The 13,384-nt window shown below is 61.5% G+C and carries 14 protein-coding genes, 1 tRNA gene and 1 riboswitch; of the genes, 5 read left to right on the plus strand and 10 right to left on the minus strand.

All coding sequences use genetic code 11. From position 1 onward, the window contains the following. Positions 1–104 precede the first annotated feature (104 nt). Both FMA36_RS08040 and FMA36_RS08045 read left to right on the plus strand, forming a co-directional pair. Positions 105–1,799, plus strand: a complete 1,695-nt coding sequence (locus FMA36_RS08040; protein WP_159261911.1) for an alpha-keto acid decarboxylase family protein — start codon at positions 105–107, stop codon at positions 1,797–1,799. A 93-nt stretch (positions 1,800–1,892) separates the two neighbouring features. Then, positions 1,893–2,324 carry an NUDIX domain-containing protein gene (locus FMA36_RS08045; protein WP_159261912.1) on the plus strand — a complete coding sequence of 144 codons (432 nt, stop codon included), beginning with the start codon at positions 1,893–1,895 and terminating at the stop codon, positions 2,322–2,324. Between the two features lie 58 nt (positions 2,325–2,382). On the opposite strand, the gene FMA36_RS08050 is transcribed toward FMA36_RS08045, so the two are convergent. The 3 genes from FMA36_RS08050 to FMA36_RS08060 all read right to left on the minus strand — a co-directional run bounded on the left by FMA36_RS08050 (position 2,383) and on the right by FMA36_RS08060 (position 5,377). Then, positions 2,383–2,568 carry a hypothetical protein gene (locus FMA36_RS08050; RefSeq protein WP_061272832.1) on the minus strand — a complete coding sequence of 62 codons (186 nt, stop codon included), beginning with the start codon at positions 2,566–2,568 and terminating at the stop codon, positions 2,383–2,385. A 298-nt stretch (positions 2,569–2,866) separates the two neighbouring features. Then, complete coding sequence (locus FMA36_RS08055; protein ID WP_159261913.1) at positions 2,867–3,850, minus strand: phosphotransferase enzyme family protein; 984 nt, start codon at positions 3,848–3,850, stop codon at positions 2,867–2,869. A gap of 45 nt (positions 3,851–3,895) precedes the next feature. Continuing rightward, positions 3,896–5,377: a carbohydrate porin gene (locus FMA36_RS08060; protein WP_159261914.1), complete on the minus strand. Its 1,482-nt coding sequence runs from the start codon at positions 5,375–5,377 to the stop codon at positions 3,896–3,898. Positions 5,378–5,640: 263 nt separating this feature from the next. On the opposite strand from FMA36_RS08060, the gene moaB reads away from it, so the two are divergent. Continuing rightward, complete coding sequence (moaB, locus tag FMA36_RS08065; RefSeq protein WP_159261915.1) at positions 5,641–6,192, plus strand: molybdenum cofactor biosynthesis protein B; 552 nt, start codon at positions 5,641–5,643, stop codon at positions 6,190–6,192. Positions 6,193–6,285: 93 nt separating this feature from the next. Further along, positions 6,286–6,867: a DJ-1/PfpI family protein gene (locus FMA36_RS08070; RefSeq protein WP_159261916.1), complete on the plus strand. Its 582-nt coding sequence runs from the start codon at positions 6,286–6,288 to the stop codon at positions 6,865–6,867. Between the two features lie 65 nt (positions 6,868–6,932). On the opposite strand, the gene folE is transcribed toward FMA36_RS08070, so the two are convergent. Genes folE through metZ form a run of 3 tightly spaced genes read right to left on the minus strand, consistent with a single transcriptional unit; the run spans position 6,933 to position 9,294 of the window. Beyond that, positions 6,933–7,538 carry a GTP cyclohydrolase I FolE gene (folE, locus tag FMA36_RS08075; RefSeq protein WP_159261917.1) on the minus strand — a complete coding sequence of 202 codons (606 nt, stop codon included), beginning with the start codon at positions 7,536–7,538 and terminating at the stop codon, positions 6,933–6,935. 57 nt (positions 7,539–7,595) lie between these two features. Beyond that, positions 7,596–8,072 carry a Co2+/Mg2+ efflux protein ApaG gene (gene apaG / locus FMA36_RS08080; protein WP_159261918.1) on the minus strand — a complete coding sequence of 159 codons (477 nt, stop codon included), beginning with the start codon at positions 8,070–8,072 and terminating at the stop codon, positions 7,596–7,598. A gap of 19 nt (positions 8,073–8,091) precedes the next feature. Beyond that, entirely contained in the window at positions 8,092–9,294 is a 1,203-nt protein-coding gene (gene metZ, locus FMA36_RS08085) for an O-succinylhomoserine sulfhydrylase (RefSeq protein WP_159263757.1), read from the minus strand. Positions 9,295–9,412: 118 nt separating this feature from the next. Beyond that, positions 9,413–9,493: riboswitch (SAM riboswitch) on the minus strand. Between the two features lie 118 nt (positions 9,494–9,611). Here metZ and FMA36_RS08090 point away from each other — a divergent pair. Further along, a tRNA-Gly gene (locus tag FMA36_RS08090) sits at positions 9,612–9,685 on the plus strand. Positions 9,686–10,054: 369 nt separating this feature from the next. On the opposite strand, the gene FMA36_RS08095 is transcribed toward FMA36_RS08090, so the two are convergent. The 4 genes from FMA36_RS08095 to FMA36_RS08110 form a co-directional block, all read right to left on the minus strand. Then, complete coding sequence (locus FMA36_RS08095; protein WP_240906531.1) at positions 10,055–10,543, minus strand: hypothetical protein; 489 nt, start codon at positions 10,541–10,543, stop codon at positions 10,055–10,057. 402 nt (positions 10,544–10,945) lie between these two features. Next, on the minus strand, positions 10,946–11,620 hold the full coding sequence (locus tag FMA36_RS08100; RefSeq protein WP_159261919.1) for a PqiC family protein: 675 nt from the start codon (positions 11,618–11,620) through the stop codon (positions 10,946–10,948). Continuing rightward, positions 11,617–12,576 carry an MlaD family protein gene (locus tag FMA36_RS08105; protein WP_159261920.1) on the minus strand — a complete coding sequence of 320 codons (960 nt, stop codon included), beginning with the start codon at positions 12,574–12,576 and terminating at the stop codon, positions 11,617–11,619. The genes FMA36_RS08100 and FMA36_RS08105 overlap by 4 nt, the downstream gene beginning before the upstream one ends. After that, positions 12,576–13,379, minus strand: coding sequence for an ABC transporter ATP-binding protein (locus tag FMA36_RS08110; RefSeq protein ID WP_159261921.1), 804 nt, complete (start codon positions 13,377–13,379; stop codon positions 12,576–12,578). Before FMA36_RS08110 ends, FMA36_RS08105 begins: the two co-directional genes overlap by 1 nt. Between the last annotated feature and the right edge of the window lie 5 nt (positions 13,380–13,384).

Below are 13,384 nucleotides of genomic sequence, written 5' to 3' on the forward strand. Positions count from 1 at the left end.
TGGCATGATGGCCCGGCTGCGGGCCATTCATGTGGATCCTCCCCCCGTTGGGGGAGAGGCGCGGCGCGCCGCGCCCGCCACGCAAGGGAAGGAAAGTCGTCATAATGACATATACAGTTGGCCATTACCTTGGTGAACGCCTGGCGCAGATCGGGCTCAAGGACCATTTTGCGGTGGCGGGTGACTACAACCTCGTCCTGCTCGACCAGCTTCTTGAAATCGAGGGCCTGCGCCAGGTCTATTGCTGTAATGAACTGAACTGCGGCTTCAGCGCCGAGGGCTATGCCCGTGCCAATGGGGCGGGCGCTGCGGTGGTCACCTTCAGCGTGGGCGCGCTGTCTGCGCTCAACGCCATTGGCGGCGCCTATGCCGAGAACCTGCCGGTCATCCTGATTTCGGGTGCGCCCAATTCAAACGACCACGGCAGCGGGCACATCCTGCACCACACCACCGGCACGCCGGATTATGGCTACCAGCTTGAAATTGCCAAACGCCTGACCTGTGCCGCCGTGTCCATCACCGCGGCCGAGCACGCGCCGGTGCAGATCGACCACGCCATCCGCACGGCGCTGCGCGAGAAGAAGCCCGCCTATATCGAGATCGCGTGCAACGTTGCCTCCCAGCCCTGTTCGCGCCCCGGCCCGGTCAGCGCCATCCTGGCCGATGTGCCCTCCGACCCGGCCACGCTGAAGGTGGCGGTTGATGCGCTGGCCCGTTTCCTTGATGCGCGCAAGAAGCCCATCATTCTCGTCGGCAGCCGCCTGCGGGCCGCGGGCTGCGAGGAGGCGGCGATCCGCCTGGCTGATGCGCTGGGCTGCGCCGTGGTGAGCATGGCGGCGGCCAAGAGCTTCTTCCCCGAGGATCATCCGGCCTATGCCGGTACTTACTGGGGTGATGTGAGCAGCCCCGGCGCGCAGCAGATCTTTGACTGGGCGGATGGCGTGCTGTGCCTGACCCCGGTGTTCAATGATTACTCCACCGTTGGCTGGACCGCGTGGCCCAGGGGCGACAACGTGGCGCTGATGGAGGCGCGGCATATCGAGGCGGCGGGCACCACCTATGATGGCGTGCACCTGCGCGACGTGATCGATGCGCTGATTGCCCGCATCAAGGGGCAGCCCAAAAAGGATGCAACGCTGGTTGAATACAACCGCATCAAGGCCCCTGTAGCGCCGGTGGCGCCTGCAGCCCCCGATGCCCCGCTGGTCCGCGCCGAGATGGCGCGCCAGATCCAGGCGCTGCTGACATCCAACACCTCGGTCATCGCCGAGACGGGCGATTCGTGGTTCAACGCCATGCAGATGAAGCTGCCGCGTGGCGCGCGCGTGGAACTGGAAATGCAGTGGGGCCATATAGGCTGGTCCGTGCCCGCCACCTTCGGTTACGCCGTGGCCGAGCCGGAGCGGCGGATCATTGCCATGATCGGCGATGGCTCCTTTCAACTGACCGCGCAGGAAGTGGCGCAGATGGTGCGGCTCAAGCTGCCGGTCATCATCTTCCTGGTCAATAACCGGGGCTACACCATCGAAGTCCAGATTCATGACGGTCCGTACAACAACGTCAAGAACTGGGATTATGCCGGTCTGATGAAGGTGTTCAACGCCGAGGACGGTCACGGCCTGGGCTTCCGCGCCACCACGGGTGCGGAGATGGAAAAGGCCATTGCCGCAGCCCTGGCCAACAGGGAAGGCCCGACCCTGATCGAATGCCAGATCGACCGTGATGATTGTACGAGCGACCTGATCTCGTGGGGGCGGCGTGTTGCTTCCGCCAACGCCCGGCCGCCTGCCGCGCGCTGAAGCGCCTACGCCTTCATGGCCTGAAAGCGGGGGGTGCCTACGGGCGCCCCCTTGCTGTATGGGCCACGCATCAACTGCAAGAGGATGGCCGACATGACCGGACAGACCGGCCCGCGCGTGGGCTGTGGCGCGGCCATTATTGATGAGGAAGGGCGAATTCTGCTGCTCAGACGCCTGCGCCAGCCGCAGGCAGGCTACTGGGGCCTGCCCGGTGGCAAGGTGGACGCGAACGAGACGACCTGCCAGGCGATGGCGCGGGAAATTGAAGAGGAAGTAGGGCTGATCGTAAAAGCCCCTGAATTCTTATGCCTGGTGGAGGAACTCGACACCGCGGCGGGGCATTTCTGGGTTTCCCCGGTTTATCTGGTCACGTCATGGCAGGGCGAGCCACGGCTGATGGAGCCGGACAAGCATGAGGGCCCGCGCTGGTTTGCGCTCGATGCCCTGCCGGAGAACCTGACAACCCCCACCCGCCATGCGGTGGAGGGACTGACACTTCAGGCAACCCTGAATTGTAAAAAATGACAAAGTTTGATTTTTGTCGTGGTTACCGGGGGCGATCCGGTCTCAGATAGGCGAAGGGTCAGGACGGGTCAGCTGCCGTATCGAGCGTGCGGGCATAATCGAGCAGCGCGCGGCGGTGGCGGGCATGGATCATGCGCGTGGTCAGGGACCGGGTCGGAATTTCATCCGTAATTAACGGAAGGGCACCGGCTGCGATGGATGAAGCTGCGGCAGACGGGGCGATCGTATCAACTGCAGGGGTCATTGCTGTTTTTCCGTTATGTGCCAAGGACAGGACAATCTCCGGTGAGTCGGGTTGTTAACCGAACGACACATTACCTAATGTTCATACATGTCAGAATTGAGGCATAAAAGACATACTGGCGCGGAAAGCTCATTTTTTCGTTCACATTTAATTTATCATATGGAACTCAGAAATAGGACCACGTTCCTCCCTGAACCTTTCCGCAAAGTAATGTGAGCGTCTTATCGACTGGCAGGAATTAAAAAATTATCTAAATTTTGTCCTCTGGCTAAAAAAATCAGGTGACTTGCCTGCACTCTCAGCCGATATGGCGCAGGAACTGCCCCTTCTTCCAGGCATGGCACAGGGCGACTGTGCGCTCCGACCAGTCCTGGCCCAGGCTCTGCACCTGTCTGGTCTGGGCATGGGTGCCGGTCCACGCCAGAAGCTGGATGCGGCGTTGGATGACGAGGGCTGGCAGGATATCAAGGTCAGCCTGCGTCAGGTCGCCCGTGGCGCCGTAGCCCGCCAACCAGTGGTCAACCCAGCGCGGGGCCTGCGGATGGTCTTCGTAAAAACTCAGCGCTGCTGCCAGATCGTGCATGAACCAACTGATGCCGCAGTCATCAAAATCGATCAGGCGGGTCTGCGTACCGCTGACTAGCAGGTTGGCCAGCCGCAGGTCGGCATGAATCAGGCCGAATCGTGCAGGGCTGGTGCCATAATCAGCCAGTTGGTCTGCAACCGTACGCAGGCAGCCTGCAATCAGGTCGCGGGCCGTATCGGTCATGCCCGGCGCGTCAGGCCACCGGCCCCACAGGGCATCGGGGCCGGTCATGGTGGCAGGGGTCCAGATTTTGCGGGTGAAGCCGGGCGGGCGCTGCCAGTGGCGGCTGTGGGCATGCAGGCGGGCTGTCACGTAGCCCAGCCGGGCGAAGGCGGCGGGGTCGATATCGGTGGTGGGCTCGGTGCCCTCCATCCAGTCAAACAGCACGGCATGGCGAGGCATGCCATCGGGGCCGCAAAGGGTGCGGATGCACCCGCCATCAAGGCCGGGCCGGGGCTGGGGCACGTCCAGACCTGTGGCATGCAGGGCATCGAGCCATGCCAGTTCGCTGCCAATCTCGGCGGCGGTATGATAGCCGGGCCGGTGCAGGCGCAGCACATGGCGCGGGCCGGATGGCGTATCGATGCGAAAGACGACGTTTTCTGAAATGGAAAGCAGGCTGGGCTGCGCATCACGCAGCGGGTACTGGGCCAGCGCTGCGTGGGCCAGCCGGTAAAGGGAGGCGGGATCGGTCATGATCCCTCTCCCATACCGCCTGGGCACGTATTGATGAAGGGTGGGTTAGAGAATGCAGTTGAACTGCAGGCCCATCACCGCCGCATCATGATAGGTGGTAGTGCCGCCGGGGCGGTTGATATACTGGAAATCGGGCTGGAAGCTCATGCCGCGCGCGGTGTGGATGTTGTAGAAGACTTCGTACACATCCTCATGCGTCTGGATGCCCCAGGCCGGACCCCACTGGTTGTTCAGGTAGGGCGTGCCTGCCAGCGCCGAGGATTCCTGCTGCATCACCGAGGCGCGGCTCATCTCGAAATAATGGAACATCGCACCCACCGTATCGAGCGGGCGGCCCCATGCGGCGCCGGTTTCCACCATGCCGGCCCAGGCGTGGTATTTCATCGCCGAGACCTTGCCCGATGTATACATGAAGCCTGAAAGCGCGATCAGGCCGTTGGTCGGGCCCTTGCCGTTGCGGATGAACATCTGGTCGGCCTGGAACCACGCAGTGCTGACACCGGACTGCTTGCGGAAGGGCTGGCCCGTCAGCACGGCGGAGTTGCCGTTGATGTCGGAATACAGGTCGTTGTACTGCGAGTTGTCATAGCCATACCCCGCCTTGTAGTGACCGGCGAGGTGGTGTTTGCCGAATTCGGGCAGCCAGCCGAATTCCACCGGGGTGGAGAACTTGCCCAGCCCGCTCTGCGCCCAGGCCCAGCCCGAGATGCCACCGTTATAGGAATGCGGGGAGACGGCAAACATCGAGGCCATGATGTAGGTATCGACCGTGGGCATGACGCGCATCACCACGCCAAGGTTGCCCGAAGGCCAGTCACGCCCGCCCGGCACGTATTTGCCCGGCGCGGGATTGCCGCAGATCGACACGTTCATGAAGTCACAGAACAGGGGGGATGCGGCAAAGAAGCTGCCCACCGGAATCCAGCCCGCGCTGATGTCGAGCCGGTTATGGAACAGTGACTGTTCGGCATACATGTACACAAGGTGGGCGACCACGTTACCACGCGCACCGTAGATCTGCTGCACGCCGGCAAGCGAATCGTGGATGTAGTCCGTGCTGGCATTCCGGCCATGACCGTTCACGATCATGGTATGGGTCCAGAAATTCTTGGGCGCGCCTGCCAGCTTGTGCCAGTCGATATCGATTTCCACGCCGACCTGGCCTGCATCGGTCACGCCCTGCTTGGCGCCACCACGGAAGTTGCCTGCCAGTTCCTCATGCACGTCGGCCTCGATATGCACGCCGTGCTTCTGCAGGTAGGGCTGAAGCCCCGCCCAGTCGCCAAAAAAGTGCTGGTTGCCGTAGGGCGCGCTGTAAAACAGCCCCGGATCCTGCACCGTAACATTACGGCGGGAGTTGATGTTGAGGCTGGGCTGTGCGCCGACAACGCCCTGGCCTTCTCCCGGAATGGCCTGTGCCCACGCACCACCTTCACCGCAGGTGAAAAAGGCAAGAAGAAACAGGGGGAAAAGCGCAAAAGAGCGGATAAATCTTCGGGTCATTCGCATATCGATAGCATATTTCATGCCGAATATAAACCTTGGCAGGGGAATTGTGTAAAAACTAATATTTTGCAAAATATTGGTAAAGATATTTTTTTTTGTTATATCAATAGATTTATGTAAAATGTTACTATTCCTTAGGGTGTTTTTTTTGTGCAATGCACAAATACATCAGAACTTCGTGTTTGTTCTCACATATTACTCATTTGCCCTATCCGGGCCCATGATATCGTACCCCGTCCGGCCGACCGTTGACGCAACCCCGTGGGAATGCTGAACATGGCCCCATGTCACGCCTTGATATGAAAAAACCGTTTCTGCCCGTTCGCATCGCCGTGCTCACGGTATCCGATACCCGCACGCCCCAGACGGACAGGTCGGGCGATATACTGGCAGCCCGCATCACCACGGCGGGCCATGAAGTGGCTGCCCGCGCCATCGTGCCCGATGATGCGGGGCAGCTTGCGGCCACGCTGTCGGGCTGGATTGCCGACCCGCAGGTCGATGTGGTCATTTCCACCGGGGGCACGGGTGTGACCGGCCGTGATGTCACACCGGAAGCCTTTGACCGGGTGATCGAGAAGCGCATCGAAGGGTTTGGCGAACTGTTCCGCATGCTGTCGTACCAGAAGATCGGTACCTCCACCATCCAGTCCCGTGCGCTGGCAGGTGTGGCAGGAGGCACTTACCTGTTCGCCCTGCCCGGATCGACCGGCGCGGTGAAGGACGGGTGGGATGACATTCTGGTCTGGCAACTTGATAGCCGTCATGTGCCCTGCAATTTTGTTGAGCTCATGCCCCGCCTGCGCGAGCACCTGCCGCCCGGACATGATGACTGATGCGCGAAATGCAGGGAAAAGGATAAAGGTTTCCGGATGCCGTTCTGGTTGAAAAAGGCGGCATCGGGTTAAGGCAGGCTGAGGAGAAAAGGCATGACAGGCACAAAAAAGCTGCTGTTGCTGGCGGGTGACTATGTCGAGGATTACGAGATCATGGTGCCCTTTCAGGCCCTGACCATGCTCGGCTACACGGTTGATACGGTCTGCCCCGGCAAAAAAAAGGGCGACTACGTGCTGACCGCCATCCATGATTTTGAGGGGGCGCAGACCTATAGCGAGAAGCCGGGCCACCGCTTCGTGCTCAATGCCGGTTTTGATGCGATCAGCCACGCTGATTACGCGGGCCTGATCCTGCCCGGTGGCCGCGCGCCGGAATATCTGCGACTCGATGCACAGGTGATCGAACTCGTCCGCGCCTTTGCCGATCGCCCTCTGGCCGCGATCTGCCATGCCGCCCAGCTTCTGGCGGCTGCCCGCATCATTTCAGGCCGCAGGGTTTCCGCCTATCCCGCCTGCCGCCCCGATGTGGAACTGGCGGGTGGCGTTTATGCCGATATTGCCATTGATGCCGCCGTGACCGATGGCATGCTGGTTACGGCGCCTGCATGGCCCGCGCACCCGGCCTGGCTGGCGCAGTTCATTGCCGTGTTGGGGGCGAAGGTCACACTCGCTTAAAAGCGGAGAAAAGTTTTCTGGTGAAGCTTTTTGAAAAAAGCTTCACCAGAAATTTCTGATTGTATTCAGATCCCCGCGCTGCTCATGGCCGGGCGGTTGAGAATGGACAGGAATTCCCGCCGTGTGTCGGAGTTGGTGCGGAACGTGCCGAGCATGCGGCTGGTCACCATCGACACGCCGGGGCGGTGCACGCCGCGCGTGGTCATGCACTGGTGCGCCGCCTCGATCACCACGCCCACGCCATAGGGCTGGAGTTCCTCGTTGATGGTGTTGGCAATCTGCGCGGTCAGGCGTTCCTGGATCTGGAAGCGCCGGGCATAGGCGTCGACCACGCGGGCCAGCTTGGAAATGCCCACCACCCGCTTGCGCGGCAGGTAGGCCACATGCGCCACGCCAATGATGGGCACCATATGGTGCTCGCAATGGCTCTCCACGCGGATATCGCGCAGCAGCACCATCTCGTCATAATCATCGACCTCGGAGAAGGTGCGGCGCAGCATGTCCACCGGGTCTTCGGCATAGCCTGCGAAGAATTCGCCATAGGATTTGATGACGCGGGCAGGCGTGTCGCGCAGGCCTTCGCGGTCGGGGTCTTCGCCCGCCCAGCGCAGCAGGGTGCGTACGGCCTCTTCTGCTTCCGTGCGGGTGGGGCGGGAATCGATGGGGGTCATGCTGTGGGTTCTTGTTGCAGGGGCCCGCCCGGCAGGGACAGGCCACGGAGGAAAAACTTAATGCAGGATGGTCGGGTGGTGCGGGCTGTCGAGGCTGAAGACCGGAATGCTGATATCGAAGTGCTCCCGGCTGGCCGGGCGGATCATGTGGTACTGCCCGCCCATGAAGCCGGTTGGCGTTTCAAGGGCGGCGCCTGACATGTATTCAAAACTGGCGGCGGCGTCGATCAGGGGCTGCTCGCCCACCACGCCTTCGCCTTCCACCCGTTCGATCCGGCCCTGCCCGTCCACGATGCGCCAGCTGCGGCGCAGGAGCTGCACCGCCGTATCGCCGTGGTTCTCGATCCGCACCCGGTAAGCCCACACATAGCGGTGCTCATCGGGCTCGGACTGGTCATCGAGCCAGAAGGTCTGGACCACCACGCGCACCCTGTCGGTCGTCGCCTCGAAACACGGCGTGTTGTCCGGTGTCTCGCCCAGTGCGGCGTCAGCGGCTTCCCCGCCGGGGGGAAGGAAGGGCCTGTTCTTGCTCATGGTGGCGACGCTCCTGCTCTTACCGGTTGGCCAGCGCCGCGAGGCCGCGCCTGAGGTCATCGATCAGGTCATCGGCATCTTCCAGCCCGACCGAGAAGCGGATCGCGCCATCGGTAATGCCAAGGCGGGCACGCTCTTCCGGTGCGAGCTTCATGTGGGTGGTTGTGGCCGGGTGCGTGACCAGCGAGCGGGCATCGCCAAGGTTGTTCGAGATCGAGATCAGCCGCAGCGCGTTCATGAAAGCAAACGCCCCCGCCTTGCCGCCCTCGACCTCAAACGCCACCAGTGTGGAGCCCGCCGCCATCTGCTTTTTGGCCAGTTCGTATTGCGGGTGGTCCTTGCGGCCGGGATAGAACACGCGGGCAATGCCGGGAGCTGTGGCCAGGAAGTCGGCTACTTTCGCGGCGTTCTGCGTCATGGCGTTGACGCGCAGGGCCAGGGTCTCGATGCTCTTGAGCATGACCCACGCATTGAACGGCGAGAGGCTGTTGCCGGTATTGCGCTGGAAGGGACGCAGCACCTCGTTGATCCATTTTTCCGCGCCCAGCACGGCGCCACCGAGCACGCGGCCCTGGCCATCAATGTGCTTGGTGCATGAATACACCACCACGTCGGCCCCGAGTTCGAGCGGCTTCTGGTAGAGCGGGGTGGCGAACACGTTATCGACCACCACGGTGGCCCCTGCCTTGTGGGCAAGGTCACAGATCATGCGGATGTCGAGCACGTCGAGCATGGGGTTCGACGGGCTTTCAAGCAACACGGCACGGGTGGGCTTGTTCAGTGCGTCCTTCCACGCTGCCATGTCGCCGCCATCGACGAACACCGTCTCCACGCCGTAGCGCGGCAGCAGTTCGGAGACGATCCAGTGGCATGAGCCGAATAGCGCGCGCGAGGCCACAACGCGGTCGCCCGCGCGCACCTGTGCGAGCAGCGCCGATGACACGGCGCCCATGCCGGTGGAGGTCAGGGCACAGGCTTCAGCGCCTTCAAGGTCGCACAGGCGGCGCTCGAGGTTGGCTACCGTGGGGTTACCAAAGCGGGTGTACTGGTAGTGCGAGACATCGCCGGTAAAGGTGCCTTCGGCCTGCTCGGCGCTGTCATAGACAAAGCCGGAGGTCAGGAACATCGCCTCGCTGGTCTCGCCATAGGGCGTGCGCTCGAGGCCCGCGTTGATCAGGCGCGTTGCGGGGCGGAAGGATTTGGGGTCGGGCTGGTCAGTCATGGTGGGTGGCAGTTCCTGCAAACAGGGTGGTGTGAAGGCAGGCCAGCGCCGGTTGATGCCCGGCAGTCTGGCCCGAAGGCGGCGCACGACCGTGGAAACCATGATGCCCGCGCCCTGTCACCGGCGGGATCAGGCCTCTTTAGCGCGTATGTTTTACCTCGCCGCAAGCCGGCCGTATCAAATCACGAGGGCACGGGCGCAACCTTGCCCGGGCATGCATGCTTATTGCGGATCAGGACCGGGTGCGTCAACTGCTGGCCAGCCCCCTAAAGGGGTGATTGCATCTGCCATGCTTGTGCAGTATAGAGGGCGGGCCTGCGGGTGTAGTTCAATGGTAGAACGGCAGCTTCCCAAGCTGCATACGAGGGTTCGATTCCCTTCACCCGCTCCAGTTTCCCTTACAGATCGTTATCCTGATCGTGGCCATCATGATCTGTCTGCGTATTTTCAATACTGCAGTCGGACAGGGCGCATTCACTCTGCCTGTCCCGATCATTTTCAAGATAATGATCAGCCTGCGGCAGTAGTTTTCAATAATGGTGCCAGATAGGATGCATTCTGTGGTGCATTTCTGCACGTAATAGTGTTTCGGGACGTATATCCACAGGGGAATGACTGTATTCCGTATTGGGTTACCCAATCTGGGAACAGTGATTTAAAACAGTAAAAGTTTCGGGGTGCCGCCTTTTTTTAAAAAGGCGGCGTCTTTCAAAGCTTTTTGAAAAAAGATTTGCCAAAAACTTTTGGCCTTTCTGCCTTTTTATCGGGTTGGGGTGGGTTCGGCCGTAGCCTGCGTGTCGGCATAGGTGCTGCCATTCCAGACCCACCGATCTGTGCCATCGACCAGCAGGTCGTGCATGCCCTCATGCATTTCGGGCGTGATGGTGATCGGGCCGCTGACGGAATCCAGAACCTGTATCCATTTACGCCCGTCCGGCAGGTAAACGGAGGTGGAGCACCCCGCCGAGCCGCACAGGCTGGCCGATTGCAACTGCACGAACAGCGCCGTGCGCGGTGGATCATCCGACAGGCGGCCCGAGCCTGTCAGCAGCACCGGACGTTCGTTCTGCATGGCGGCATCATGCAAATCGGGCGAGACCAGCAGCCGGGCCTGCCGGTCGAGTTCGGTGCCGGGATGCTGCGCCAGAATCACTGGCCCCCCTTCCGCCCATGCCGCACTCACGCCCGGCAGCCCCATGATGACGACAGGCAGCACAAAGGCACGCAGCAGGTAACGGATACACGGCATGAAGGGCACACTCCCGCAATGACAAAGGTATAGCGAACCCAATGCGTAGCGCCCTTCAAGGTTCCGTGCTGTCTTCCAGTCCGTGGCAAAAGCTGCGTTTGCAAACGGTCAGCGTTTCTTGAAGCTTGCTGATGAATGCAGGATATTTTCTGAACGGGCCTTTTCAGGTCGTTTCTGACCCCGCAATCTGTATTTCAGTAAACGTAAAAAGATTTATGAAAATAGTGAAGATCGGGGATGTTTTTTATATCAATACCAATAAGGGCAGGGCCTGTTTTTAGTATTTAAAAATATTCCATGGTGAAGTGAATTAAAACGGACAAAAGTTTTTGGGTGCCGCCTTTTTGAAAAAAGGCGGCGTTTCCTGAAGCTTTTTAAAACAGGCTTCTCCCAAAATAGACCTCAGCTCCGCCCGTGGTGGCGGGTGCTGGCGGCAGGTTCCGCTGCCGTTGTGGGCCAGCTGGCCTCGATGCGGTCGCTGAGCTGGTTCAGCAGGCCCTCGGTCACCTTGGCAATGTTTTCATTGCTGCCGGTTGCCCCGCTGCCCAGAATGACGGTGCGGTTGCGCTGGATGGGCTGGCGCGAATCCTGCGGAATGATGGCCCAGTCCGCATTCAGCGCGGAGGACCCATCGCGGCTGACATCAAGGCGGCTGATATTGAGCTGCAGCCGCCAGGTGGGGCGGTCGGGCTGGGGCTGGTCGGTCACGAACAGGTTCGGCCATTTCTGCGCAAGCCGCGCCGTGATCAGGTCGGTTGCCCCCACGGAAAGGCGGCTGGCCCAGCGGCCAAGCCCGCTGCGCTCGATTTCATGGCCGTTGCGCACCATGATGTCCTGGCTGTCCAGATAGTCGGGCAGGCGGGTCCGCTCGACCTCGATGACCGGCGTGCTGTCGGTAATGGGAGTGGTGGAGGTGGTTTCCGCACCCGTGGCGATGGCAGGCGCGCCCAGCGTGTAAAAGCGCACGGGCGCTGAGGAACAGGCCGACAGCACCATGGCCGAGAGCAGCAGGCCACCACCCGCCCGCAGGGCCGGATACAGGCGCGAAAGGGAGATAGCGGGCTGGCGCGTTTTCATTGATTGCGTCCCATCAGCAGAAGTTGCGGATTACTTTCGACTTCATTGGCGAATCCGCGCAGCCCGTAGCCGGCTTCCATTACGTCACGCATCGTATCATTCAGGTTGAGCATGTCACGGGACTGCGGATCGAGCAGTGCGCGCAGCCCTGCAAGGGTTTCACGCGATTGCGCCATGGTTTGCCTTGTGTTGGCAATGAGTGTGAGCAGTTCGGCACGGCGGCCTTCAAACTGGCGGGTATTGGTGGCAATCAGCCTGTCCAGCTTGTTTATGCTCACGCTGGCCCGGTTTTCCGCATCGATCACGGTGGCGCGGATCTGGCGCACCGCCATCTCACTGTGCGCCGATGTATCATGAATGCTGGTCATCATGCCCGGCATGGTGGCGTTCACGTCAGCCACGAGCCTGTGCACGCTGGCCAGGGCGGTGGCCAGGTCATGGCGCAGCCCCTCCATGGAGGTGGAAACCATCATCGCTTCAAGCTGCTGCAGCGCGGTCTGGCCCATCGGTATTTCCGGCAGGTCGGTCAGGTCGGGGTGCAGGCGCACGGGCGTGTCGGGGTCGAGGTCAAGATCGAGTTCGGTCTGGCCCGTGACCAGGCTGTGCAGCATCATGTCCGCCCGCAGCCCGTTGGCCACGAGTTGCGGCAGCGGCGGCAGGTCGCCCCGCCCCGGCGCATGATCCGGGTCGAACAGGATATAGACCGGCATGTAGGTGTGGTGGTCGACCGGGTCCACCTTGACCGTAATCCGCTCGACAGCACCCACCGGCACCCCGCGGAAATTGACCGGCGAGCCAATATCCAGCCCGTTCGTGGGGCTTTCAAACACCACCACGGCCTCGCTGCTGCGGCCGGGCAGGGGCAGGTCGCCCTTGACCGTCAGCACGCCAAGCCCCACGGCCGCCACCCCGAGCACGACCGCGCCGATCAGTGTCTGCCTGCCGGGCATCGGCATTACCCGTTTCCATGGGTGCTGGAACTGTCCAGCTGCTCACGGTGCATGAAGGCGTGCACCGTGGGGTCGGTGCAGTGGTCGCGCAGCCATGTGGGCGAGCCATGGGCGATGGCAGTTTTCTGGTCGGCATCAAGAAAGATGCCATCATCAGCAATATGGAACAGGCTCGAGAGCTCGTGGCTGACGATGATGATCGTAGCCCCCAGCCCGTCGCGCAGGTTCAGGATCAGCTCATCAAGCCTTGCCGAGGTAATGGGGTCGAGACCGGCAGAAGGCTCGTCGAAGAACAGGATATCGGGGTCGAGCGACATGGCGCGCGCCAGCCCCGCGCGCTTGCGCATGCCGCCGCTGAGCTCGGATGGATACTGGTCAATGGCATGCAGCATGCCCACAAGCCCCAGCTTGAGCTCGACAAGCTGGCGGATCACGTGCGGTTCAAGCTTGGTGAACATCTGCATGGGCAGGGCCACGTTCTCGCCCACGGTCATCGAGCTCCACAGCGCCCCGCTCTGGAACAGTACGCCAAAGCGGCGCCCGATCCGCACGCGGCTGTCATCATCGCCGGCCCAGTAATTGTCCTTCTGCACCATGTAGGTGCCGTGCGTGGGGCGCAGCAGGCCGATCATGCTCTTGAGCAGCGTGCTCTTGCCGCAGCCCGAGCCGCCCATTACGGCAAAGATGCTGCCGCGCCGGACCTGAAACGAGACATCATGCTGGATCACGCGCGGGCCGAAGGCCAGCGTCACGTCATTCACGTCGATCATGACGGGGCGGTCATCGGTGGAGGGCATCTGGTTATTCATGGCGA

It is taken from the genome of Komagataeibacter xylinus (assembly GCF_009834365.1).
GTDB classification, from domain to species: Bacteria; Pseudomonadota; Alphaproteobacteria; order Acetobacterales; family Acetobacteraceae; genus Komagataeibacter; species Komagataeibacter xylinus_D.

Bases quoted from the DNA above. Each gene is read 5' to 3' on its own strand.
- FMA36_RS08070 (WP_159261916.1), top strand. From the start codon at position 6,286: ATGACAGGCACAAAAAAGCTGCTGTTGCTGGCGGGTGACTATGTCGAG.
- FMA36_RS08110 (WP_159261921.1), bottom strand. From the start codon at position 13,379: ATGAATAACCAGATGCCCTCCACCGATGACCGCCCCGTCATGATCGAC.
- apaG (WP_159261918.1), bottom strand. From the start codon at position 8,072: ATGAGCAAGAACAGGCCCTTCCTTCCCCCCGGCGGGGAAGCCGCTGAC.
- FMA36_RS08045 (WP_159261912.1), top strand. From the start codon at position 1,893: ATGACCGGACAGACCGGCCCGCGCGTGGGCTGTGGCGCGGCCATTATT.
- FMA36_RS08060 (WP_159261914.1), bottom strand. From the start codon at position 5,377: ATGAAATATGCTATCGATATGCGAATGACCCGAAGATTTATCCGCTCT.
- FMA36_RS08100 (WP_159261919.1), bottom strand. From the start codon at position 11,620: ATGAAAACGCGCCAGCCCGCTATCTCCCTTTCGCGCCTGTATCCGGCC.
- metZ (WP_159263757.1), bottom strand. From the start codon at position 9,294: ATGACTGACCAGCCCGACCCCAAATCCTTCCGCCCCGCAACGCGCCTG.
- FMA36_RS08055 (WP_159261913.1), bottom strand. From the start codon at position 3,850: ATGACCGATCCCGCCTCCCTTTACCGGCTGGCCCACGCAGCGCTGGCC.
- FMA36_RS08050 (WP_061272832.1), bottom strand. From the start codon at position 2,568: ATGACCCCTGCAGTTGATACGATCGCCCCGTCTGCCGCAGCTTCATCC.
- folE (WP_159261917.1), bottom strand. From the start codon at position 7,538: ATGACCCCCATCGATTCCCGCCCCACCCGCACGGAAGCAGAAGAGGCC.
- FMA36_RS08040 (WP_159261911.1), top strand. From the start codon at position 105: ATGACATATACAGTTGGCCATTACCTTGGTGAACGCCTGGCGCAGATC.
- moaB (WP_159261915.1), top strand. From the start codon at position 5,641: ATGTCACGCCTTGATATGAAAAAACCGTTTCTGCCCGTTCGCATCGCC.
- FMA36_RS08105 (WP_159261920.1), bottom strand. From the start codon at position 12,576: ATGCCGATGCCCGGCAGGCAGACACTGATCGGCGCGGTCGTGCTCGGG.
- FMA36_RS08095 (WP_240906531.1), bottom strand. From the start codon at position 10,543: ATGCCGTGTATCCGTTACCTGCTGCGTGCCTTTGTGCTGCCTGTCGTC.